This is a genomic window from Curtobacterium sp. NPDC087080 (assembly GCF_044745105.1).
Lineage (GTDB): Bacteria > Actinomycetota > Actinomycetes > Actinomycetales > Microbacteriaceae > Curtobacterium.
Genome location: NZ_JBIUZP010000003.1, coordinates 623,121 through 644,901, shown reverse-complemented (window position 1 = coordinate 644,901; position 21,781 = coordinate 623,121). Strand labels below are relative to the sequence as shown.

20 protein-coding genes are annotated in these 21,781 nt (G+C 73.6%); 6 read left to right on the top strand and 14 right to left on the bottom strand.

What is annotated here, in order from left to right; genetic code table 11:
- Positions 1–21: 21 nt before the first annotated feature.
- From ACIPEQ_RS11295 to ACIPEQ_RS11270, 6 genes are all read right to left on the bottom strand, one after another.
- Entirely contained in the window at positions 22–744 is a 723-nt protein-coding gene (locus tag ACIPEQ_RS11295; RefSeq protein WP_402715223.1) for a response regulator transcription factor, read from the bottom strand.
- A gap of 52 nt (positions 745–796) precedes the next feature.
- On the bottom strand, positions 797–3,019 hold the full coding sequence (locus ACIPEQ_RS11290) for an ArnT family glycosyltransferase (protein ID WP_402715222.1): 2,223 nt from the start codon (positions 3,017–3,019) through the stop codon (positions 797–799).
- A gap of 87 nt (positions 3,020–3,106) precedes the next feature.
- Positions 3,107–3,919, bottom strand: coding sequence for a fructosamine kinase family protein (locus tag ACIPEQ_RS11285; RefSeq protein WP_402715221.1), 813 nt, complete (start codon positions 3,917–3,919; stop codon positions 3,107–3,109).
- Between the two features lie 40 nt (positions 3,920–3,959).
- Positions 3,960–4,661, bottom strand: a complete 702-nt coding sequence (locus tag ACIPEQ_RS11280) for a response regulator (RefSeq protein WP_402715220.1) — start codon at positions 4,659–4,661, stop codon at positions 3,960–3,962.
- Positions 4,649–5,848, bottom strand: coding sequence for a sensor histidine kinase (locus tag ACIPEQ_RS11275; protein ID WP_402715219.1), 1,200 nt, complete (start codon positions 5,846–5,848; stop codon positions 4,649–4,651). Before ACIPEQ_RS11275 ends, ACIPEQ_RS11280 begins: the two co-directional genes overlap by 13 nt.
- 72 nt (positions 5,849–5,920) lie before the next feature.
- Complete coding sequence (locus ACIPEQ_RS11270) at positions 5,921–6,769, bottom strand: LysR family transcriptional regulator (RefSeq protein ID WP_209823990.1); 849 nt, start codon at positions 6,767–6,769, stop codon at positions 5,921–5,923.
- Positions 6,770–6,840: 71 nt separating this feature from the next.
- Between ACIPEQ_RS11270 and ACIPEQ_RS11265 the strand changes: the two genes are divergently transcribed.
- From ACIPEQ_RS11265 to ACIPEQ_RS11255, 3 genes are all read left to right on the top strand, one after another.
- Positions 6,841–7,755, top strand: a complete 915-nt coding sequence (locus ACIPEQ_RS11265) for a DMT family transporter (RefSeq protein ID WP_402715218.1) — start codon at positions 6,841–6,843, stop codon at positions 7,753–7,755.
- 388 nt (positions 7,756–8,143) lie between these two features.
- Positions 8,144–9,364: a formaldehyde dehydrogenase, glutathione-independent gene (gene fdhA, locus ACIPEQ_RS11260; RefSeq protein ID WP_402715217.1), complete on the top strand. Its 1,221-nt coding sequence runs from the start codon at positions 8,144–8,146 to the stop codon at positions 9,362–9,364.
- A gap of 100 nt (positions 9,365–9,464) precedes the next feature.
- Positions 9,465–10,346 carry a UbiA family prenyltransferase gene (locus tag ACIPEQ_RS11255; RefSeq protein ID WP_402715216.1) on the top strand — a complete coding sequence of 294 codons (882 nt, stop codon included), beginning with the start codon at positions 9,465–9,467 and terminating at the stop codon, positions 10,344–10,346.
- A gap of 99 nt (positions 10,347–10,445) precedes the next feature.
- Here ACIPEQ_RS11255 and ACIPEQ_RS11250 read toward each other — a convergent pair whose 3' ends face one another.
- The 3 genes from ACIPEQ_RS11250 to ACIPEQ_RS11240 all read right to left on the bottom strand — a co-directional run bounded on the left by ACIPEQ_RS11250 (position 10,446) and on the right by ACIPEQ_RS11240 (position 13,606).
- Positions 10,446–11,627, bottom strand: a complete 1,182-nt coding sequence (locus ACIPEQ_RS11250) for an FAD-dependent oxidoreductase (RefSeq protein ID WP_402715215.1) — start codon at positions 11,625–11,627, stop codon at positions 10,446–10,448.
- Between the two features lie 127 nt (positions 11,628–11,754).
- Positions 11,755–12,966 carry an acyltransferase family protein gene (locus tag ACIPEQ_RS11245; RefSeq protein WP_402715214.1) on the bottom strand — a complete coding sequence of 404 codons (1,212 nt, stop codon included), beginning with the start codon at positions 12,964–12,966 and terminating at the stop codon, positions 11,755–11,757.
- A gap of 67 nt (positions 12,967–13,033) precedes the next feature.
- Complete coding sequence (locus tag ACIPEQ_RS11240; RefSeq protein WP_402715213.1) at positions 13,034–13,606, bottom strand: TetR/AcrR family transcriptional regulator; 573 nt, start codon at positions 13,604–13,606, stop codon at positions 13,034–13,036.
- A 95-nt stretch (positions 13,607–13,701) separates the two neighbouring features.
- Here ACIPEQ_RS11240 and ACIPEQ_RS11235 point away from each other — a divergent pair, with 95 nt between their 5' ends.
- Positions 13,702–14,607 carry an NAD-dependent epimerase/dehydratase family protein gene (locus ACIPEQ_RS11235; protein WP_402715212.1) on the top strand — a complete coding sequence of 302 codons (906 nt, stop codon included), beginning with the start codon at positions 13,702–13,704 and terminating at the stop codon, positions 14,605–14,607.
- A 138-nt stretch (positions 14,608–14,745) separates the two neighbouring features.
- Here the strand turns inward: ACIPEQ_RS11235 and ACIPEQ_RS11230 are convergent, their stop codons facing one another.
- The 3 genes from ACIPEQ_RS11230 to ACIPEQ_RS11220 form a co-directional block, all read right to left on the bottom strand.
- On the bottom strand, positions 14,746–16,077 hold the full coding sequence (locus ACIPEQ_RS11230; RefSeq protein ID WP_238638178.1) for an NAD(P)/FAD-dependent oxidoreductase: 1,332 nt from the start codon (positions 16,075–16,077) through the stop codon (positions 14,746–14,748).
- A gap of 102 nt (positions 16,078–16,179) precedes the next feature.
- On the bottom strand, positions 16,180–16,728 hold the full coding sequence (locus ACIPEQ_RS11225) for a dihydrofolate reductase family protein (RefSeq protein WP_402715211.1): 549 nt from the start codon (positions 16,726–16,728) through the stop codon (positions 16,180–16,182).
- Positions 16,729–16,768: 40 nt separating this feature from the next.
- Positions 16,769–17,200: a hypothetical protein gene (locus tag ACIPEQ_RS11220; RefSeq protein ID WP_402715210.1), complete on the bottom strand. Its 432-nt coding sequence runs from the start codon at positions 17,198–17,200 to the stop codon at positions 16,769–16,771.
- An 83-nt stretch (positions 17,201–17,283) separates the two neighbouring features.
- Here ACIPEQ_RS11220 and ACIPEQ_RS11215 point away from each other — a divergent pair, with 83 nt between their 5' ends.
- Together ACIPEQ_RS11215 and ACIPEQ_RS11210 are read left to right on the top strand one after the other, a co-directional pair.
- Positions 17,284–18,129 carry an alpha/beta fold hydrolase gene (locus ACIPEQ_RS11215; protein ID WP_402715209.1) on the top strand — a complete coding sequence of 282 codons (846 nt, stop codon included), beginning with the start codon at positions 17,284–17,286 and terminating at the stop codon, positions 18,127–18,129.
- Positions 18,126–18,872, top strand: a complete 747-nt coding sequence (locus tag ACIPEQ_RS11210) for an esterase/lipase family protein (protein ID WP_402715208.1) — start codon at positions 18,126–18,128, stop codon at positions 18,870–18,872. The genes ACIPEQ_RS11215 and ACIPEQ_RS11210 overlap by 4 nt, the downstream gene beginning before the upstream one ends.
- A 199-nt stretch (positions 18,873–19,071) precedes the next feature.
- On the opposite strand, the gene ACIPEQ_RS11205 is transcribed toward ACIPEQ_RS11210, so the two are convergent.
- Entirely contained in the window at positions 19,072–20,079 is a 1,008-nt protein-coding gene (locus tag ACIPEQ_RS11205; RefSeq protein ID WP_402715207.1) for a LacI family DNA-binding transcriptional regulator, read from the bottom strand.
- Positions 20,080–20,260: 181 nt separating this feature from the next.
- On the bottom strand, positions 20,261–21,781 hold the full coding sequence (locus ACIPEQ_RS11200) for a tripartite tricarboxylate transporter permease (protein WP_402715206.1): 1,521 nt from the start codon (positions 21,779–21,781) through the stop codon (positions 20,261–20,263).

The following is a 21,781-nucleotide window of genomic DNA, read 5'->3' as shown; positions in this document are numbered from 1 at the left end:
GGCCCGCCCGGTCAGGACGGCTCACGTCGTCGGCCGCAGCACGTAGCCGGCACCCCGGACCGTCTGCAGCATCGGCTCGCGTCCGGCGTCGAGCTTCCGCCGCAGGTACGAGACGTACATGTCGACGAGGTTCGACGACGTGCCGAAGTCCATGCCCCACACGCTCGCCAGGATCTGCTCGCGGGACAGCACCCGGTTCGCGTTGCGGGCGAGGTGGCGGAGGAGCTCGTACTCGGTCGGCGTGAGTTCGATCGGCTCGCCGTCGCGCAGCACCGAGCGGTCCTCCTCGTCGAGCCGGAGGTCCCCGACGACGACCGCGGACGTCCCCGGTGCCGCGACCACCTGCGGTGCGGTCCGGGCCAGGATGCGGGCGCGGACGAGCAGCTCGTCGATGCCGAAGGGCTTCGTCAGGTAGTCGTCGCCGCCGCCGGTGAGTCCGGCGAGCCGGTCCTCGGGGGCGTCCCGCGCGGTGAGGAACAGCACCCGGACGGGATCCCGGGCGTCCCGGAGCCGCTCGAGCACCTCGAAGCCGTCGATGTCCGGCAGCATCACGTCGAGCACGACCACGTCGGGCAGGAAGTCCCGCGCCGCGAAGAGCACGTCCCGCCCGCGGTGCACCGCCCGCACGGCCCAGCCGTCGCCCTCGAACGCGAGGGCGACGGCGTCGGCGAGCGCGTGCTCGTCGTCGACGACGAGGACCCGGACGGGGCTGCCGTCGGTGCGTCGGAGTGGTCGGCCGGCCATGCCCTGGAGCCTAGCCACCGCCGTGTCCTCGTCGTCGGTCACGTCGATGCCGTCACGTCGTCGCGCTCAGGTCGTAGACGGTCTGGCCGCCCACGGTCGTCGCCTCGTAGTGCGCGGCGACCCACTCCTGGATGGCGCTCGCGGTCGAGGACCCACCGCCCATCCCGCCGCCGCCGGAGCCCGAGGACACGTAGTAGCCGATGTCGCCCGCCGCGACCCAGGCCTGGAACTCGGCCAGGGTCGGCGCGGGGTCGCTCGACCAGCCGCCGATGGCCATCACGGCGGTGTCGGTGTCGAGCTCGAGCTGCGCGGCCGACTGCGAGCCGTTCACTGCGGCCGACCACTTCGCGTCCGAGGCGGCGAGCAGCTTCGTCAGCGCGGACGACGTCGTCGCACCGCCACCGCCCGTCCCGCCGCTGGTGGGAGCGCCGTCCTCGGAGGTCGCGTTGCCGGAACCGGAACCGGAGCCGGAGCCGTCGCCGGAACCGGAGCCGGAGCCGTCGCCGGAACCGGAGCCGGAGCCGGAGCCGTCCGGCATCGTCGGGACCTCACCCGTCGTCCCGTCCGGAGCCGAGCCCGTCGGCGGTTGGCCGCCGCTGCCGGGGCCCTGCTGCGTCCCGTCGGCCCCGTCCTGGGAACCGTCGGCCGACCCGCCGGGGCCTCCCGCGCCTCCCGGCTGCCCACTGCCACCGCCGCCGGGGAAGCCTGCTGCGCCGCCCGAGCCGCTGCCCGCCGGACCGACGCTCGGGATGGACCCGGAGTGCGCGACGGTCGTCGTGGCGAGGGCGTAGGCCGTCGTGCCGGTCAGCCCGAACAGGGTGCCGGCGAGGACGCCGACGGTGACGGCCTTCCGGAGCGAGGGGACGCTGCCGACGACGATCGCCGCGGCGGACAGGAGCCCACCGACGAGCACCACCCAGCGCAGCCACGGCAGCCACGACGGGTTCTCGTTCAGCAGGCACCAGCCCCAGGACGCCGTCACGGCGACCATCGCGGCGAGACCGAGGCGACCGATGAGGCGCTCTCGGGCGTGCCAGAGCAGTGCACCACCGGTACCGACGAGTCCGGCGATCGCGGGGGCGAGCGCGACCGTGTAGTACGGGTGGATCGTGCCGGACATGAACGAGAAGACCAGACCGGTGACGAGCAGCCAGCCGCCCCACAGCACCAGACCGGCGCGTGCGGGATCGGCGAGGTGCCGACGACCGACGACCACCAGGCCGAGGACGAGCGCGACGAGCGCGGCGGGCAGGAGCCAGGAGATCTCGAGGCCCATCTCGGACGAGAACAACCGGTTCAACCCGGTCGCGCCGCCGAACGAGGAGCCCGCGGTGCCGCCTCCGCCCATGCCGCCCCCGCCCCCGTTGCCCGAGCCGCCGACGATCCGGCCGAGGCCGTTGTAGCCGAACACCAGGTCGAGGACGGTGTTGTCGGTCGACCCACCGATGTACGGGCGCGACTCCGCGGGCCAGAGCGCCACGGCGACCACCCACCATCCCGCGGACACGACGAGCGAGACCGCGGCGATGCCGAGGCCGATCGCGCGCCGGCCCCAGCTCGTGCGTGCGGCGACCAGGTACACGAGGCCGAACGCGGGCAGGACGAGCAGCCCCTGGAGCATCTTCGTGAGGAACGCGAAGCCGAGGGCGACACCGGCGAGGGCGATCCACCGCCAGCTGCCCTTCGGGAGCGCCCGGACGGTGCCGTACGCGCCCGCGGTCATGAGCAGGACGAGGAGCGCGTCCGGGTTGTCGAAGCGGAACATCAGCGCGGCGGCCGGGGTCGCGGCGACGACGAAGCCGGCGAGCAGTGCGCCGACGTTCGCGGTCGTCGTCCCGAGGCGGGCCAGGGTGCGCCGGACCGTGCCCCACACCAGGGCGACGGAGCCGACGGCCATGAGCGCCTGGGGGAGCAGCAGGCTGAACGACGAGAAGCCGAACACCCGGGCGGACAGCACCATCACCCACAGTGAGGCCGGGGGCTTGTCGACGGTGATGAAGTTCGACGAGTCGAGGGAGCCGAAGAAGAAGGCCTCCCAGGACTTCGTGCCGGCCTGCACGGCGGCGGCGTAGAAGCTGTTCGCGTACCCCGAGATGCCGAGGTGCCACAGGTAGACGACGGCGGTGGCGACGAGGAGCGCCCAGAGGGCCGGGCGGAGCCAGCGGGCGTCCTCGCGCTCGCCGAGGAACAGACGGGCGGCGGCCGGGCGGCGCGTCGGCGCTCCCGGCTGCGCTCGGTCGTGACGGTCGGTCACGGGGATCGGGTACGTGGTCATGGCAGCGAGCATCGCCGCACCGGGTCGGCCGTCCCGATGTGCTGCCTTGGTGCTTCCTAAGACCGCGTGCTCGGCGGTCTTCGCTGGTCAGGCGTAGCGGCGGGCTGCGCGCAGCGCGTGGTCGGTGTACGAGCCGCCGAACAGGAACACGTGCAGCAGCAGCGGCGCGAGCTGGTGCAGCTCGACGCGCTCCTGCCACCCGTCGGCGAGCCGGGACTCGGCGTCGTACGCGGCGAGCACGGTCTCGAGGCGGGGGAGGCCGAACAGGGCGAGGAGCGCCAGGTCGGACTCTGCGTGCCCGCCGTGCGGCGTCGCGTCGATGAGCACCGCACCGGTCGGTTCCGAGGAGTCCCTGGGCCACAGGACGTTCCCCGCCCAGAGGTCGCCGTGGATCCGCGCGGGGGCGTCGCCGACGAGCCGGGGCTGCGGGGAGCCGAGCGTGCCGTCCTCGAGCCGGTCGGCCACGCGGTCGAACACCGCGGCCTCGGCAGCGTCGAAGCCACCGCGGTCGACGATGCGCTGCACGAAGTCCCGGATGCGGTACTCGGCGAAGAACGCGCCCCAGGTGGCCGGTGCGTCGGCGGCACTCGTGAACGGCGTGCGGGAGCGGCCCATCCGCAGGCCACCGCTCGTCGGGAACCCGGGGGACGGCGCTCCCCAGTGCGATGCGCCGGCGGCGTGGGTGTGTGCCAGCGACCGTCCGAAGCGTTCGGCCTGGGCCCTGGTCGGGGAGCCGTCAGCGATCCGCTCGAGGTGCAGGACGGTCGGCCGGGGGTGGTCGAGCACGCGGGCGATCCGGGTGCCCCCGGTGTCCTCGGCCTCGGCGAGCCAGGCCAGGCCGGCTGCCTCGGCGGTGGCCTCGTCCGGGTCGCGGAAGGTCTTCTCGTGGATGTCGGGCACGCATGCCATCCTGCCGAGACTGCGGCGCCGACGTTCAGGCTCAGCGGCGGGCGGCGTGCACGACCAGGGCGAGCTGTACCCGGTTGTCGACCCCGAACTTCTCGTACACGTGGCCGACGTGCGTCTTGACGGTGGCCAGGCTCACGAACAGGTCCGACGCGATCTGCGCGTTCGAGGCGCCGGCCGCCACGGCGAGGGCGACCTCCGTCTCGCGGTCGGTCAGGGTCGACAGGAGCGCACGCTCCGCGGCACCGTCGACGGCCGCGGGCGCGACGGTGGCCGCCCCGCCCTCCGTCCCGGTCGAGGCACGCGCTGCGAAGGCGATGACGCGGTCGAGCACGGAGGGCGACAGGGTCGAGCGCCCGGCGGCGACCGTCCGGACCGCCTCGACGAGCTGCTGCGGCGGGGTGTCCTTGAGCAGGAAGCCCCGTGCACCTCGCTGCAGTGCGCCCAGCACGAGGTCGTCGTCCTGGAACGTGGTGAGGACGAGCACGGCGAGGTCCGGCTGCTTCCGGAGTTCCCGTCCGGTGGCGACCAGGCCGTCGCACCGGGGCATCCGGATGTCCATGAGCACGACGTCGGGCGCCGCGGACGCGATCACGCCCTCGGCCTCGAGTCCGTCGCCCGCCTCGCCGACGACCTCGATGCCGTCGTCGCCGCTCAGGAGCAGCCGGAGTCCGGCCCGGACGAGGTGGTCGTCGTCGACGAGGACGACCCGGATCGGTGCGCTCACGCCGTCCACGGGAGCACCGCCTCGACCACGTGGGTGCCGTCGGCATCGCGTCCGGCGCTGAAGGTGCCGCCGACGAGCCGGGCACGTTCTGCCAGGCCCCGGAGGCCGTGGCCCGCGGCCCGGTCGTCGTCGACGGGCACGATGCCCGTCGTCGGGTTGCTCACCCGCACCCGCAGCGCGGGCCCGCCGACCACGTCGACCGCGACGGACACGGGTTGCCCCGGCGCGTGCCGGCGCGCGTTCGTCAGCGCCTCCTGCACCACCCGGTAGGCGTGGCGTCCGACCGCGTCGGGTGCGGTGGACACCCGCTCGTCGACGGCCGACGACACCCGGGCGCCGGAGCCCCGCGCCTCGTCGAGCAGCGCGGGCAGGTCCCGGAGGGTCGGCTGCGGGGGAGCGGCACCGGCGAGCGCCGCGCCGTCCCCGGGCTCCCGCAGCACGCCCAGCACGTCGCGGAGTTCGGTGAGCGCGGCGTGCGCCTCGGCACGGACGACCCCGGCGGCCTCGACCGTCGCGTCGGGCGACAGCGACCGGCCGCGGTACTCGAGCGCACCGGCGTGGAGGGCGACGAGGGACAGCCGGTGCCCCAGCACGTCGTGCATCTCCCGTGCGAGGTGCGCACGTTCCTGTTCGCGGGCGCGGTCCTCGCGGAGCTGTTGGTCCCGCTCGAGCAGGGCCGCCCGCTCCCGGAGCGACTGCACGAGCGCGCGGCGCTGCCCGATCGCGACGCCGACGGCCACCACCAGCGCGAGGAAGATCACCGAGACGAGGATCGTCTGCCACATCGGCACGTTGCCGCTCGGGAAGACGAGGGCGTCCCCGACGAGCCCGGTGACGAGCATCGCGACCGCACCGACCGCGATCTCCACCGGTCGGCGTCGGACCGCGAGGGAGACGAGGGCGAGCACCCCCGCCCCGGCCGCGATGGTGGACACCGTGCTCATCGCGATCACCGGGAGGGTGACGAGCAGCGGCGCTCGGTGCCGGAAGCAGTACAGGAAGAGGGCGACCAGCCCCGCCCCGAGGTCGGTGAGCAGGCCCAGGCCGAGTCGTGCGTCCGACCATCCCTCGGTGTCGAGCTCGGGCCAGACCACCCCGAACGCCATGAGACCGGCGAGCGCCGCCACGACGACGCGCCAGGACTGCGCCCACACCCGTCGGCCGAGGGGCACGGGCTGGAGCGGGGTGGTGGTCATGTCCCCGAGCCTAGGAACTCCGGCACCCGCGTCGGATCGGCCGAAGGTCGGAGAACCGGGCGGCGGGCTGTGTCACACCGCGTCGACCAGGGCCTGCGCCAACGGGTGCCACGGCCGCGAGCTCGGGCCGCTCAGCACCAGCGTCCGCACGTACCGCGGCTCCACGGGCAGCATCACCAGGTCGTCGGGCAGCATCACCCGCCCGAGGGTCGGGACGATCGAGACGCCCTCGCCGCGCTGGATCATGCCGAACATCGTGCTCATCTCCCGCACGCGGTGCGCCCAGCGGAACGGCTGGCCGGCGAGCTCGTGCATCCGCTGGATCTGGTGCTCGCAGCCGCCGCCGCCGGCGACGAGTCCGTCCTCGTGCAGGTCGTCGAGCGTCAGCGCTGCACTCGAGGCGAGCGGGTGGTCCCGCCGCACCACCGCCCCCATCTCGTCCCGCGCGACGACCACGCCGCCGTCAGGCACCGGCGCCGGGTCGACGAGCACGGCCGCGTCCACGGTGCCGCCCTCGAGCCACTCCGCCATCTCGTCGTCGTCGCCCTCGTAGACCTGCACGTCGACGTCGGGCAGCGTCACGGCCCACAGCTCGCGGAGCCGCGGCAGCAGCCCCTGGCAGACCGTCGGCACGGCGGCGAGGCGCACGGTGCCGCGGACCGTGGCGGGCCGCACCACGGCCTCCAGGGCGTCGACCGAGGCGAGCACGCTGCGGGCGTGGGCCAGCATGCGGTCGCCGAGCGGGGTGGCCACCGCGGCGCCGCCGCGACGGACCACCGGGCCCCCGACCTCGCGTTCGAGCCCGGCGACGGCGTGCGAGACGGCGGACTGTCCGACGCCCAGCGCGGATGCCCCGCCGGTGAAGGAACCGGCGTCGACGGTCGCGACGAACGCGCGGAGCTGCTGGATCGAGAGGGTCATGCGTGCCCTTCATGGCGTCATGCAGGGCAGTCGTTCGACACATGCCCGAGTGGTGGTCGATGCTAGCGCTCGTGAACGCCCTCCTCTACGTCCTGGTCGCCCTCACCTGGGGCTCCAGCTTCTTCTTCGCGAAGATCGGGCTCGAGGGACTCGCGCCGCAGCAGGTCGCCACCGTGCGCACCGTGCTCGGCGCGGTCACGCTCGTGGTCGTGCTGCTCGTCACCCGGCGCCGGTGGCCGCGGGAGCCGCGCGTGTGGGGGCACCTGCTCGTCGTCGCGGTCTTCCTGAACGCGGTGCCGTCGTCGCTCATGGCGTGGGCCGAGCAGACCGTGCCGTCGGGCCTGGCGAGCATCTACAACGCGACGACACCGATCATGACGCTGCTGGCACTCGCCGTGCTGGTGCCCTCCGAACGACTCAGCCGACGACAGCTCGGCGGGATCGCCCTCGGGATCCTGGGCGTGCTCGTGCTCGTCGGCCCGTGGGACCTGGTCGGCGACCCGGCCGTCCTCGCCACCGTCCCCGGGCAGCTGGCGCTGCTCGGCATGACCGCCTCGTACGGCATCGGCCTCGCGTGGCTCCGACGCTTCGGGGTCGGGAGCGGCCAGGACCCGACCACCGTCGCGACGGTGCAGCTCACGCTGGCGGCGGTGCTCATGCTGCTCGTCGCGCCCGTCATCGCGACCGGTCCGGTGCAGCTGGACTGGAGGATCGTGGCCGCGATGGTCGCGCTCGGTGCGGTGGGCACGGGGCTGGCCTACGCGTGGAACACGCGCTTGGTCGGGGCGTGGGGCGCCGGGCGGGCATCGACGGTGACGTACCTGACGCCGGTGGTCGGGGTGGCGCTCGGGGTCCTCGTGCTCGGTGAGCCGCTGCGGTGGAACGAGCCCGTGGGTGGGGTCGTGGTGCTGCTCGGGATCGCGCTGGCGTCGGGGGTGCTCGGGCGTCGGCGGCGGAGCGCAGAGCGGGCCGCGGCTGCTGCCTGAGGTGGCGCGGGCGCTTGCGCGGGCGCGGGCGCGGGCATGCGGGCGCTTGCTCGGACTGGATGATGCTCGCTGCAGGACCATCCGCTGCCCGTTCTTTCCCATAGCGCCTGCGATGGGAAGCGGAAACGGGCATGGCTGACGGAAACGAACGACCAGGTACGCGCGAATCGACCTGGTACGCGCGGAACAGCCAGGCGCACCAGGACCGATGAGGAAGCGCGGGAGACCGATCATCCGGTAGTCGTGCACCGTCCTTGTCGCCCTCGGACACGGGAGGTACAGTCCGGATCACCCGTCGACGGAGACGGCCCCTCGACGGGACGAGGAGCGCACCGCCGTGCTGCGCGCTCCCCGCACCTGCCGCCGCCGACCGATCGAGGAGGATCACATGGCGAGCAACCACGCAGTCGCGTACAAGGGACCCGGGAAGGTCGAGGTCATCGGCACCGACTACCCGACGTTCGAGCTCAAGGACGGACCCGGCGTCAACCCGGCGAACGTCGGACGCAAGGTGAACCACGGCGCGATCCTGCGCACCGTGGCGACGAACATCTGCGGCAGCGACCAGCACATGGTCCGCGGCCGCACGACGGCCCCGACGGACCTCGTCCTCGGGCACGAGATCACCGGCGAGGTCGTCGAGGTCGGACCGGACGTCGAGTTCATCAAGGTCGGTGACATCGTCTCGGTGCCGTTCAACATCGCCTGCGGGCGCTGCCGGAACTGCAAGGAGCGGAAGACCGGCATCTGCCTCAACGTGAACCCGGACCGACCGGGCAGCGCCTACGGCTACGTCGACATGGGCGGGTGGGTCGGCGGTCAGGCCGAGTACGTGCTCGTGCCGTACGCCGACTGGAACCTGCTGAAGTTCCCCGACCGCGACCAGGCGCTCGAGAAGGTCCTCGACCTCGCGATGCTCTCCGACATCTTCCCCACCGGTTTCCACGGCGCCGTGACCGCGGGGGTCGAGGTCGGTTCGACCGTGTACGTCGCCGGTGCCGGACCCGTGGGCCTCGCAGCCGCGACCGGTGCGTTCCTGCTCGGCGCGAGCGTCGTGATCGTCGGTGACATGAACGCCGACCGGCTGGCACAGGCACGCAGCTTCGGATGCGAGACGGTCGACCTGACGAAGGGTGACCCGGCCGACCAGATCGACCAGATCCTCGGTGAGCCCCTCGTCGACTGCGGCATCGACGCCGTGGGCTTCGAGGCGAAGGGGCACGGCTCCGGCTCCGGCCACGAGGCCCCCGCCACGGTGCTCAACTCCCTCATGGACGTCACGGCGGCCGGAGGCGCACTCGGCATCCCCGGGCTCTACGTCACGGGTGACCCGGGCGGCGTCGACGAGGCGGCGAAGAAGGGTGCCCTCTCGCTCAGCCTCGGCACCGGGTGGGCCAAGTCGCTGTCGTTCACCACGGGCCAGTGCCCGGTGATGAAGTACAACCGGCAGCTGATGATGGCGATCCTGCACGACCGGACGAGCATCGCGAAGAACGTCAACGCGAAGCCGATCGGACTCGACGAGGCCCCCCGCGGGTACGAGGAGTTCGACAAGGGTGCGGCGACGAAGTACGTGCTGAACCCGAACGGCCTGATCCCCGCGGCCTGATCGCAGCGCACCACGGCCCGTGGCGCCTCGACACCCGAGGCGCCACGGGTCAGCGGCCGCCGTCGCACCCGTGCAGCCACCGGTCCGTACGCTCACCGGTGTGAGCGACACCCGCAGGCCCTCGACCGTCCGCCTGCTGTTCGCGTCGTCCCACCCCGGCCCGACCGTCACGGTGACGGTCCTCGCCGCCGTGATCGCCGCCGCCGTCGGGCACCCCTGGTGGCTCGTCGTGCTCGTGGCGCTCGCCGTCGTGTCCGGGCAGCTGTCGATCGGACTCGCCAACGACTGGATCGACGCCGACCGCGACCGGGCGGTCGGCCGCAGCGACAAGCCCGTCGCACGCGGACTCATCGCCGTCCGCACGGTCCGGACCGCTGCCTTCGCGACGGCCGGTGTCGCCGTGCTCCTGTCGATCGCGCTCGGGCCGGTCGCCGCGGTCGCCCACGTCGTCCTCGTCGCTGCCGGCTGGGCCTACGACGCCGGACTGAAGCGCACCGTGTGGTCCGTCGTGCCGTTCGTCGTGGCGTTCGGACTGCTGCCGGTCGTGTCCGTCGCGGCCGGCGCCGGCGGTGCGTGGCCGGCGTGGTGGGCGATCGCCACCGGAGCGGTCTTCGGTGTCGCGATCCACTGCACCAACGTGCTGCCCGACCTGCTCGACGACGAGGCCACCGGCGTCCGAGGGTTCCCGCACCGGCTGGGGCTCCGGGGCGCGGGCACGCTCGCGTTCGGCGCCCTCGTCGTGGCGGCGGCGCTGGTGCTCGGCGGTCAGCTCGCCGGCGGCGGCGGAGCTGGCGGAGGCGTCGGCACGGCCGGGACCGTCCTGGCGGTCGTGGGCGCTGCCGTGGTCGTCGTGCTCGCCGCGGTCGGCATCCGGCTGGTCGTCGCCGGTCGTCCCACGCGCGCGCTGTTCCGACTCGTCATCGCGTCGTCCCTGGTCCTCGTGGTGGAGCTGGGTCTTGCCGGCGCGCGCCTGGTCGCCTGACGGCACCGGTCCACGGGCGAGCACCAGCACCAGCAGCAGCACCAGCACCAGCACCAGCACCAGCGCCTGCACCAGCGCCCGCAGGAGCGACATCCCCGCTCAGGCCCACCGCATCGCGTAGACCCCGGCGAGCCCGTCGGCGCTCGGCAGCGCGAGCACGGTGCGGAGCAGCGCCGCCCGCCCCACCGACCCGAGCGCACCGGTCGGACGCCCGAGCGCCATGTTCAGTTCCGCCTGCCGCGCAGCCCGTCGCGCCGCGACCTGCCGCCCGACGGCGTAGGCGTTCGCGGACTCCTGCCACGGACCGGTCGTCCCGGATCGGACCGCCTCGGCCAGCAGCGGCGCGAGCGCAGCGGCGTCGAGCCATCCGAGGTTCATGCCCTGGCCGCCGATCGGGCTGATCTCGTGGGCGGCGTCCCCGACGAGCACCACCCGCCCGACACCCACGCGCGAGGCCTCCCGCCGCCGCACCCGGAAGCCGCTCGTCATCGTGCACGTCGCCGGGTCGGGCCGGGCACCGGTGCGCCCGGTGACGATCGCTGCGAGCCGGACGGCAGCGTCCGAGTCAGGCGAGCGATCGTCCGGTGCGGTCCGGCCGCCCGCCACGAGGGCGACGTACCGGCGTCGGCCACCCGGCAGGGGGAACGACTCGACGACCCCCTCCGGCCCGACGTCGACCAACGCCGACGACCGCGCCCGCTCGGGCTCGGGGTCGACGAAGTCGCCCATCACGTACCGGTCGCGGTAGTCGCGCCCCGAGGACGCGATGCCGACCAGGTCGCGCACCGCGCTCCGGGCGCCGTCCGCCCCGACGACGAAGGCCGACTCGACGACGACCGGGGCACCGTCGGATCCGACGCCGTGGGCCACCACGTGACCGGCACGGCGGGACAGGTCGGTCACCGTCGTGCCCGTCCGCAGCACCCCGGGTGCGAGCCGGTCGCGCAGCAGGGCCTCGGTGCGGTGCTGGTCGAGGGTGGCGACGTAGGGGTGCGTCGCCGAGGCGCGGTCGAAGGACAGCGACCCGAGCACGCGACCGCGGCTCCGGGCCACGCCCGTGCGGACGAGCACCGCCTCGGCGAGCACCGCGGTGTCCAGGCCGATCGCGGCGAAGGCGTCGAGCGACGGCGGGTGGATCCCGATCGCCCGCGAGCCCGTCGGCTCGGTGTCGCGTCGCTCCCAGACGGCGACGGAGACGCCCAGCCGTTCGAGGAGCGCGGCGGCGAACAGGCCGACGGGCCCGCCGCCGACGACGAGCACGTCGACACGTTCCGTGGTCACGCAGGCGAGCCTACGGACCGGTCACGACGACCCGCCCAGGCGTCGTCGGACGGGAGGCGCGTGGCGGGCGCGCCGCGAGCCTCCCGTCCGGCGGTGGCGCACGTCGACGCCCCGCTCGCCGCCGTCGTCAGGTGGTGACGCGGGCGCGCTCGGCGCGGTCCTCGGCGGCGAGCCGACGGGCTTCGCGGAAGCGCTTCTGCGCCTTCTCGACGGGGACCTCGACCGCGTAGGCGGCACCGACCGCGACGATGACGGCGACCGCGATCATCAGCACCTGGCCCCACGGACCGACCGCGAAGGGGTCGAGGAGCGCGATGACGAGTGGGTGCCAGAGGTACGCGGCGTACGACACGCGCCGACCGAACCAGGAGACGGGCGACCACGCGAGCGCGGCGGACAGCGGCGACCGTACCGACACGAGACCGCCGATGAGCACTGCGGAGACGACACCGGTGAGCGGCAGCACGACGCTGAACGTCCACGCGTGCTGGGCCCAGTCGTCCCCGATCCAGAGCATGACCCCGGCGAGCAGGACGATGCCGGCCCACGTCGCGACGTGGCCGGCGAGTCCGGCCGCCCACGTGCGGACGCGCTCGTCGTCGAGCAGCAGTGCGAGCAGGCAGCCCGTCGCCAGCGGGACGACCCCGAGGACGGGGGAGAAGTAGACGTCGGGCGTCGCGCCGCTGTTCGGCTTCGCGTAGACGAGACCGGCGGCGACCGAGCAGGCCACGATCACCGCGCCGAGCCCGGCGAGCAGCCAGCGTCGACGCGACCGGACCACGAGGAGGAACACCAGGACGGGAGGCCAGACCAGGTAGAACTGCTCCTCCATCGACAACGACCACGTGTGGGCGAAGACGCCCTGCGTCGTGTCCCAGAAGGAGCGGAACAGGTTGCCCGTGTACGTCAGCGCGATGAACGCCGCTTCGCCGGGGCTGAACGACGCACCCTTGTAGTCGCCCACCCAGTTCCACAGGAGCAGGCCGACGACGACGAGGGCGACGAGCGCGGGGTAGAGCCGGAGCAGGCGCTTCAGCCAGAAGTTCCCGAGTCGGATGCGCCCGGTCTTCCGGTGCTCTCCGAGCAGCAGGGTCGTGATGAGGAACCCCGACAGGGCGAAGAACACGGTGACGCCGACGAAGCCGCCCTCGAACTGCGGCACGTGCAGGTGGTACAGGATCACCATGGCGATGGCGATGGTGCGCAGGCCGTCGAGGGCCGGCGCACGGCGGGTCAGCGGCGGTGGCGGCGTCGGCCGGGCAGCACGGGTCCCGCGACCGACCGGCGTGCTGCGGTCGACCGCGCGGGCGTGCTCGGGGGCGAGGGTGTTCGTCGCCACGGTTCCTCCCTGCGAGGATCGTTCGAACGGATGACGACGAGCTTGCCCTGCCCGGGTAAGAGGACCCTCAAGATCCGGGGTGCACGATCCGGGTCAGTGCGTCCAGTCGCTCGTGCACGATCGCCCCGAAGTCGCGGTCCTCGCCGTCCGTGATCCACTGCGTGAAGGACAGGTGGAACACCGTGACCGCCGTCTCCGCGGCGATCGTGGCCGCCGGTTCGTCGATCCCGTGTGCCCGCAGTGCGTCGCCCAGGTGGACCTTCAGGGTCGCGAGCTTCCCGAGTTCCCGCTCGCCCAGGGCGGGGACGGCGTCGATGACGTGCTGTCGGGCCCGGGACCACGCGCGACGGTCGTCGGGGAAGAACGCCGCCGCGGAGTCGAGCGCACGTCCGACCAGGGCGAGGGCGGCCGTGTCCGCGGGGGCCTCGGCGACCGGGCGGGTGAACATGCCGGTGAAGTCGTCCTGCCCGGCGAACAGCACCTCGCGCTTGTCCGCGAAGTGCCGGAAGAAGGTGCGCTCGGTGACCTCGGCCGCCGCGGCTATCTCGGCGACGGTCGTCTCGTCGTACCCGCGCTCGGCGAAGAGCTGCAGCGCGGTCGCCTGCAGTCGTTCCCGGGTGCCGGATCGCCATCGCGCCATGGGACGATCCTACTGATGACAGTCGCTGACATCGAGTGCTACGGTGATGTCAGTCCGTGACATCAGGCCGCGGGCAGCCCACGAAGGGATCACTCATGCACGTGTTCGTCACCGGAGCCTCCGGCTGGATCGGCTCCCACACCGTCGACGACCTGCTCGCCGCGGGACACACCGTCACCGGCCTCGCCCGCTCCGCCGCGTCGGCGACGGCGCTCGAGACCAAGGGCGTCACGGTCCTGCGCGGCGACCTCGACGACCTCGAGGTGCTCGCCCGCGGTGCGGCCGGCGTCGACGGCGTCCTGCACCTCGCGAACAAGCACGACTGGTCCGACCAGGCCGCGACCAACGCTGCCGAGCGCGCCGCCGTCGAGACCCTCGCGAGCGCCCTCGTCGGCACGGACCGGCCGCTCGTGGTGGCATCCGGGATCGCCGCGCTGGCACCGGGCCGTCCCGCCGAGGAACGCGACCCGTCTCCGTTCACGGGCGTGGACAGCCCGCGCGGCGGCAGCGAGAACCGTGCGTTCGACTTCGTCGACCAGGGGGTCCGGCCGATCGCCGCGCGGTTCAGCCCGACGACGCACGGGATCAGCGACCACGGGTTCGTCGCGTACCTGGCCGGGGTCGCGCTCGAGCGCGGAGTGTCCGGCTACGTCGGTGGCGGCAGCAACCGCTGGGCGGCCGTGCACGTGACCGACGCCGCACGGATGGTGCGGCTCGGTCTCGAGCAGGCACCGGCCGGCTCCCGGCTCCACGCCGTCGCCGAGGAGGGCATCCCCACGCGGGAGATCGCCGCGGCGATCGGCGACGCGCTCGGGCTGCCGGTCACGAGCATCGACCCGTCGGACGCGTCAGCGCACTTCGGGTTCATCGGCGGGTTCTTCGGCGCGGAGATGTCGGCGTCGTCGACCGCGACGCAGGAGCTGCTCGGCTGGGAGCCGACCGGCCCGACCCTGCTCGAGGACATCGCCGCGGGGGCGTACGCCCACGTCGCCGCGCGCTGAGGGCGGCCGGACCGCGCGGAGCACGAGCGGTGCGGGTGGAACGACAGAACCGCTGTCGTACGACGTCGACGTCGTCGCACCAGTCGCGCGATGCGGGGTCCGGGCCCGCCGCGCGCTGAGCGGCGACCGCGATCCGCGCTACTCGGCCTTCTGCATCTGCCAGGGCTCGGGCTCGCGGTCGCCGTTCGGGCGCACGGGCCGGACGTCGCCGACGATCGGGATCGAGCGCTTCCGCATGAACCACAGGTAGCGGACGAAGAAGTGCGACAGCGTCGACAGCCGGTTGCCGTTGCCGAGCAGCGAGGCGATGTGCACCGCCACCCACGCCAGCCACGCCACGGGGCCGACCATCGTGATGCCACCGCGCAGCTGCGCCACCGCGGCGTTCGTCCCGATGGTCGCCATCGTGCCCTTGTCGAAGTACTTGAAGTGCTCCGTCGGCTTCCCGTCGAGCAGCCGCTTGACCTGGCGGGCGACGTGCTTGCCGCCCTGCAGCGCGGGCTGGGCGAGCTGGGCGAGGGCGTCGTCCTGGGCCGCGATGTCGCCGGCCGAGAAGATCCGCTCGACGCCCTTCACGCTCAGGTCGTCGTTCACCTGGATGCGGCCGCCGTGGGTCTGCGGCATGCCCCAGCCCGAGACCTCCTTGTGTGCCGCGACCCCCGTGGCCCAGATGACCTGCGACGCGGGGATGAACTCGCCCGAGGCGGTGACGACACCGTCCTCCTTGACCTCGGCGACGCCGGTGTCCAGCCGGAGCACGACCCCGCGCTTCCGGAGCACCTTGGCCGCGTAGCGGCGGAGGCGCGGGGCGAACGGCTTGAGCAGCTCACCGCTGCGGTGCACGAGCGTGATCGAGATGTTGCCGCGCTCGATCTCCGGGTAGGCGCCGACGAGCGCCTGGTCGCGCAGTTCGGCGAGGGCCCCGGCCATCTCCACGCCGGTCGCGCCGCCGCCGACGATCACCACGCGGATCTCGTCCGGCCCCTGCTGCGCCGCGGCCTGCTCGAGGCGGGTGAACAGCTCGTCGCGGATGCGGAGGGCCTGTGACCGGGAGTACATCGAGTACGCGTACTCGTACGCACCGGGCGTGCCGAAGTAGCTCGTGTTGACGCCGTTCGCCAGGATCAGCCAGTCGTAGTGCAGGTGCTCGCCGTCGGACATCTCGGCGATGCGGTGCTCGGTGTCGATGCCGGTGAGCAGCCCGTGCCGGAAGTCCGCGTTCGACTGCTTCGCCCGCAGGCTCCGCAGGAAGTACGTCACGTCGCCCGCGTTCAGGCCGCCGGTGGCGACCTGGTACATGAGCGGCTGGAACATGTTGTAGACGTGGCGGTCGACGAGCGTCACACGGACGTCGGCGTCGGCGAGCTCCCGCATGGCCGCGATCCCCGCGAAGCCACCCCCGACGATGACGACGTGCGGGCGGGTGTCCTCGGACATGGTGTTCTCCAGGGTGGTGCGGTCGACGGCCATCCAGAAGGGTACGCCGGTCTCGGCACCTGTCCGTCCACCTGCCCGTCCGGCTGCCGATGGAGCGGTCCTGCGGGTCCGGCCTGGAGGCGCGCCCCGACCCCGTCAGGCGTCGAAGGGCGCGTAGGTGCTCAGCACGTTCCCCTTGCTGGTCACCACGCTCTGCACCAGACGCAGACGGGTGGGCGGGTCCGTCGGTCCGAAGAGCTTCCGCCCGGCACCGGCGATCGCCGGGTGCACCATGAGCTGCAGTTCGTCGAGGAGCCCGGCGAACAGCAGGTGGCGCACCAGCGTCACGCTGCCGGTGACCGCGACGTCGCCGCCGTCGCCGGCCTTGAGGTCGCGGACGAAGTCGTCGACGTCACCCTGGATCCGGTGGGCGTTCTGCCACGTCAGGTCGTCGCCGAGGGTGGTCGACGCGACGTGCTTCTCGATCGGGTTGATCCACCGGCCGAAGGGGTCGTCCTCGTGCTGCGGCCACCACTCGGACCACTCCAGGTAGCTCTGCTTGCCGAGCAGGACCGTCTCGGTGCGCTCCATCCACGCCGTCATGGCGGTCCCGAGCTCGGCGTCGAACGAGTCGTACTGGTACTTGTACGGGTCCTGCACCACACCGTCGACCGATGCGAACAGCCCCGAGGTCACCTTGCGCATGCTGCGGAGCATAGGACCGCGGCGCCCCGGCGTCGAGGGGTCAGCTGCCCGTGCCCTGGCTCCCGCCCGGGAAGACCCCGCCGCCGCCCGGGAGCTGCTGCGTGCCGTCCTGCACGGCCGGGGTCTGGTGCGTCCCGACGACGTGCCCGATCGCGAAGCCGACGCCGCCGCCGGCCAGGAGCGCCCCGGCGCCGATCGCGACGGCGACCACGGGCAGGACCCAGCGAGGTCGCGGACCGCGCGCCGGGCCGGCGGCCACGGCGCCGGGCCAGGGTGTCCCGGCACCGTGCACCGACGGTCCGTACGGGTCCGCGGGCGCGGACGCCAATGCCGGGTCCGCGGGCGCGGACGTCCACGCCGGGTCCGCGGCGGGGGCGGGACCAGCGGCCGGAGCCGCACCCCACCCGGGCGAGGAGGAGCGTGCACGGTGTCCCGCGTCGGAGCCGGCCTGGTCGTCGGTGGTGTCGTTCATGCGGTCCACCCCAGCGGGTCCCGACGAGAGCACCCGATGACCAGGCTGGTACGGCGCTGGGAACCGCCGGGTAGGTTCGCACCGTGCGCGCACGGGTGGAGTCCTTCGAGGTCGGTGGGCTGTCCGTGCGGCTCCGGACCCTCGCCCCGGCCGGGCGGCTGCACGACACGCTCGCGCCGACGGTCGTCCTCGTGCACGGCATCGGCATGTCGCACCGCTCCTTCGACCGGACGCAGCGCCACCTCGCTCGCACCCACCGGACGATCGCGGTCGACCTGCCGGGCTTCGGTGGGCTCGCCCCTGCGGGCCGCTCGCTCGACCTGCAGGAGCTCGGTGACCTCGTGGTCGGGGCCGTCCGGTCACGCGGCGTCGGGGACCTCGTGCTCGTCGGCCAGTCGATGGGCACCCAGGTCGTCGTCGAGGCAGCCCGCCGGCACCCGGACGCGGTGACCGCGGTCGTCCTGGTCGGTCCCGTCGTGGACCCGGCGCGGCGGACCCTGGTGCAGCAGGCGACGGACCTCGGACGCGACTGCCTCGTCGAGGACCCGCGGATGAACCTCGTCGTGCTCACCGACTACCTGCGGAGCCTGCGGCAGTACGTCCGGCAGCTCCGACCGATGCTCCGGTACCGGCTCGAGCACACCGTCCCGGAGCTCCCGCAGCCGGTGCTCGTCGTGCGCGGCGACCGCGACCCGATCGGGCGACGGGACTGGGCTGCTGCGGTCGCGGCCGCGGCGCGTCGGGGCGTCCTGGTCGAACTCCCCGGCGGTCACCACGTGCAGGACCGGCAGCCCGTCGCGTTCGCACGACTCGTCGACGAGTTCCGGCGGGTGCAGACCGTCGAGGACCTCGCCGCCGGCGGCCCGACCGGTGGCCCGTCGACCGGTGGCCCGTCGACCGGTGACACGACGACGGGGCCGGCACGGTGACGGACCGGACCACCCCGGGGGCGGGAGCGGCATCGGGGACGGCAGCCGTGCCTCCCGTCCGGGTGCCGCTGCTCCGGCGCGCCTGGTGGGCCGTGCTCGACTGGTGGTACGCGGCCCGCTGGCAACTGCGCAGCGCCGGTCCGACGACCGCCGAGGACTACCGGACCGGTGCCGGCCAACCCGTCGTCGTCGTGCCCGGCGTCTACGAGACCTGGCACTTCATGCGGCCGCTGATGGACGCGCTGCACGACGCCGGGCACCCGGTGCACGTGCTGCCCGTCCTGCGGCACAACCTGCGGCCCGTGCCGGAGTCGGCGCGCGAGGTCCTGGCGTACCTCGACGAACGCGACCTGCGCGACGTGCTGATCGTGGCGCACAGCAAGGGCGGTCTGATCGGCAAGTACGCGATGACGCTGCCCGAGGGGGAGCGGATCGACCGGATGGTCGCGGTCTCCACGCCGTTCGGCGGGTCGGTCTACGCCCGGTTGGCGCCCGTGCCGCACCTTCGGGCCTTCCGAGCGGCGGACCCCGTGCTCGCCGCGCTCGGGCGTGACCTGGCGGTGAACGCGCGGATCACCTCGGTCTACGGGGTGTTCGACACGCTCATCCCGGGAGGCAGCGAGCTCGCCGGGGCCACGAACGTGCGGGTGCCCGTCGGCGGGCACTTCCGGATCCTCGGCGCGCAGCAGACCCGCGAGGTCGTGCTCGACGCGGCGGCGGCGGCCCCGGGCACGGCGGGCTGAGCCGAGGTCGGGCGGCGCGCGCTCGTGTGCGGTCCGCGTGCGGCCTACATGCGCTCGTGTGCGCTCGCACAACCGGAAGCACGTCGAGCCGCGCGATCACGTGGCGCGAGGTGCTTCCCGTTGTGCAGAGGCACCTCGCACCGCCGCGCCCCGCGACAGGGCAGCCCGGCGGCCGCCCGGCCGCCCGGCGGCCGGCGTCTCAGCGGTCGGCGACGCTCGCGCGCTCGACGATCCGGTGCGGCACGACGACGGTCTCCGGCGGCACGGTCGGGTCGGCGATCCGCCGGGTGAGCAGGTCGAGTGCCGCCGTCGCGAAGACCCGCCGGTCGAACGACACCGTCGTCAGCGCCGGGATCGCGAAGGCGGCCGCGTCCACGTCGTCGAACCCCACGACGCTGACCTGCTCCGGGACGCGGACACCCCGTGCGGCCAGGACGTGCAGCACGCCGAACGCGATCGAGTCCGTGTAGGCGAACACCGCGTCCGGCAGCGAGTTCACGTCGAGCCACGCGGCGAACGTCGTCGCCGCCGCACTCGTCGTCCACGCCGCCAGCGGCACGCGCAGGGACGGGTCGCCCTCCAGGCCGACCGCGCCGAGCGCGTCCGCGTGACCCCGGTCGCGCAGCTCGCTCGTCGCGGTGGCGTCCGTCGGACGCGCTGCTCCGACGAGGGCGATCCGACGGTGCCCGCGGCCGAGCAGGTGCCTCGTGACCTCCCGCGCGGCGAGCCGGCTGTCCACGTGGACCTGGTCGACGTGCTCGGGCTCGACCTCGCCGATGACGACGGTCGGCGGGAGCCCCTCGGTCTCGGCCAGGACGCTCGCGCTGAGCGACACCGGGTTGAGCACGAGGCCGTCCACGAGGTGCGCTCGGGCCCGGGAGACGAGTTCGCGCTCGCGGCCCGGATCGTGTCCGGTCTGGTCGAGCTGCACCGTCCAGCCGCGCTCGCGGGCGAGCTCGACGAACCACTGCACCAGCTCCGCCGAGTACGCGCTGCCGAGTTCGGGCAGCGTCAGGGCGATCGCACCGGAGCGGCCGTTCCGGAGTCCGCGGGCGGACAGGTTCGGCACGTAGCCGAGCTCGACGACCGCGCGCTCGACGCGCTCCCGGGTCTCCGGCCGCACGGGCACGCCGCCGTTCACCACGTTGGAGACGGTCTTCGGGGAGACCCCGGCGAGGGCCGCCACGTCCCGCACGGTCGCGCGCATCGGGACGAGCGTAGCGCGCGCCGCCCGGCGGACGGGAGGCACGGTGCCGGACGGTCCCGCGCCTCCCGTCCGGCGCGGTGGCGGACGGGAGGCACGGTGCGCGGCCGCCACGTGCCTCCCGTCCGACACGGTGTGGGTCCGACCGCCACCGCGTCCGGTTGCAGGCGCCGTCGGGGCGCGGCTACGCGTCGACCAGCTCGCGACGCGCCGCCCGGCGCGCCCGGACGCGGCTGGTGACGGTGGCCGCGATCACGACCGCCAGCACGGCGTACAGCACGATCGGGATCGGCCCGGCCACCAGGACCGAGAAGTCACCGTCAGCGCTGAGTGCGGCGTCCCGCAGGCTCGTCTCGGCGAGCGGACCGAGCACCATGCCGATGATGAGCGGCGCGAGCGGGATGTCGAGCGCCCGCATGAGGAACCCGACGAGGCCGATGCCGAGCAGCATGAGCAGGTCGAACACCGAACCGCTCGTCGCGTAGATCCCGAGGCCGCAGAAGACCGCGATGCCCGCGTACAGGTACGCCCGCGGGATGCGCAGCAGCTTCGCCCACAGCATGGCGAACGGCAGGTTGATGACGAGCAGCACCACCATCGCGATGAAGAACGACGCCAGCAGCGCCCAGACCAGGTCGGGGGAGCGGTCGAACAGCAGCGGGCCCGGCTGCAGGCCGTACTGGCGGAACGCGGCGAGCATGATCGCGGCCGTCGCCGACACCGGTAGGCCGAGCGACAGCAGCGCGCCCATCGCCATGCCGGTCGTCGAGTTGCCCGCGGCCTCGGGCGCCGCCAGACCGCGGATCGCACCCGTGCCGAACTGCGGGTCCTTCCGGCGGGCGTCCAGGCGCTTCTCGAGCCCGAACGCCAGGAAGGTCGGGATCTCGGACCCGCCGGCGGGCACGACGCCGAAGGGCAGGCCGATGGCGGTGCCGCGCAGCCACGCCGGTGCGGCCTCCCGGAGTTCCCGCTTCGACAGCCACGGGCGGCCGGTCGCATGCACCATCCGGCCGTCCTTCAGGTGCCGTGCCAGGCAGGCGACGTAGATGACCTCGCCGAGCGCCAGGACCGCGACCGTCACCGTGACGAGCGAGATGCCGTCGAACAGCTCCGGGACACCCATGGTGAAGCGAGGTGCACCCGAGATGCCGTCGACGCCGATCACCGCGATGCCGAGCCCGAGGCAGAGCGACCCGAGGCCCTTCAGTGCGTCGTCGGTGACGACCGACGACGTCGTGACGAAGGCGAACAGTGCGAGGGCGAAGAACTCCGCCGGTCCGAAGCTCGACGAGAACGACGCGAGTGCCGGCGCGAGGAACACGACCAGGACCGACGCGATCATGCCGCCGACGAACGCGCCGATCGCGGCCGTCGCCAGCGCCTGGGCGGCTCGTCCGTTCAGCGCCATCTTGTGGCCCTCGAACGTCGAGGCGATCGCCGAGGCCTGCCCCGGCGTGTTCATCAGGATGCCCATCGTCGAGTCGCCGAAGAGTCCGCCGAAGTAGACGCCGGCGAACATGATGAACGCCGCTGTCGGGTCGAGCGAGAACGTCACAGGCAGCAGCAGTGCCACCGCCATCGATGAGCCGAGGCCCGGGAGGACGCCGACGGCGGTGCCGAGCAGGCAGCCGACGACGACCCAGAGCAGGTTGGCGGGGGTCAGGGCACCGGCGAATCCGTCGCCGAGGAGACCGAGCACGTCCAC

Bases quoted from the DNA above. Each gene is read 5' to 3' on its own strand.
- ACIPEQ_RS11295 (WP_402715223.1), bottom strand. From the start codon at position 744: ATGGCCGGCCGACCACTCCGACGCACCGACGGCAGCCCCGTCCGGGTC.
- ACIPEQ_RS11290 (WP_402715222.1), bottom strand. From the start codon at position 3,019: ATGACCACGTACCCGATCCCCGTGACCGACCGTCACGACCGAGCGCAG.
- ACIPEQ_RS11275 (WP_402715219.1), bottom strand. From the start codon at position 5,848: ATGACCACCACCCCGCTCCAGCCCGTGCCCCTCGGCCGACGGGTGTGG.
- ACIPEQ_RS11270 (WP_209823990.1), bottom strand. From the start codon at position 6,769: ATGACCCTCTCGATCCAGCAGCTCCGCGCGTTCGTCGCGACCGTCGAC.
- fdhA (WP_402715217.1), top strand. From the start codon at position 8,144: ATGGCGAGCAACCACGCAGTCGCGTACAAGGGACCCGGGAAGGTCGAG.
- ACIPEQ_RS11240 (WP_402715213.1), bottom strand. From the start codon at position 13,606: ATGGCGCGATGGCGATCCGGCACCCGGGAACGACTGCAGGCGACCGCG.
- ACIPEQ_RS11235 (WP_402715212.1), top strand. From the start codon at position 13,702: ATGCACGTGTTCGTCACCGGAGCCTCCGGCTGGATCGGCTCCCACACC.
- ACIPEQ_RS11230 (WP_238638178.1), bottom strand. From the start codon at position 16,077: ATGGCCGTCGACCGCACCACCCTGGAGAACACCATGTCCGAGGACACC.
- ACIPEQ_RS11225 (WP_402715211.1), bottom strand. From the start codon at position 16,728: ATGCGCAAGGTGACCTCGGGGCTGTTCGCATCGGTCGACGGTGTGGTG.
- ACIPEQ_RS11220 (WP_402715210.1), bottom strand. From the start codon at position 17,200: ATGAACGACACCACCGACGACCAGGCCGGCTCCGACGCGGGACACCGT.
- ACIPEQ_RS11205 (WP_402715207.1), bottom strand. From the start codon at position 20,079: ATGCGCGCGACCGTGCGGGACGTGGCGGCCCTCGCCGGGGTCTCCCCG.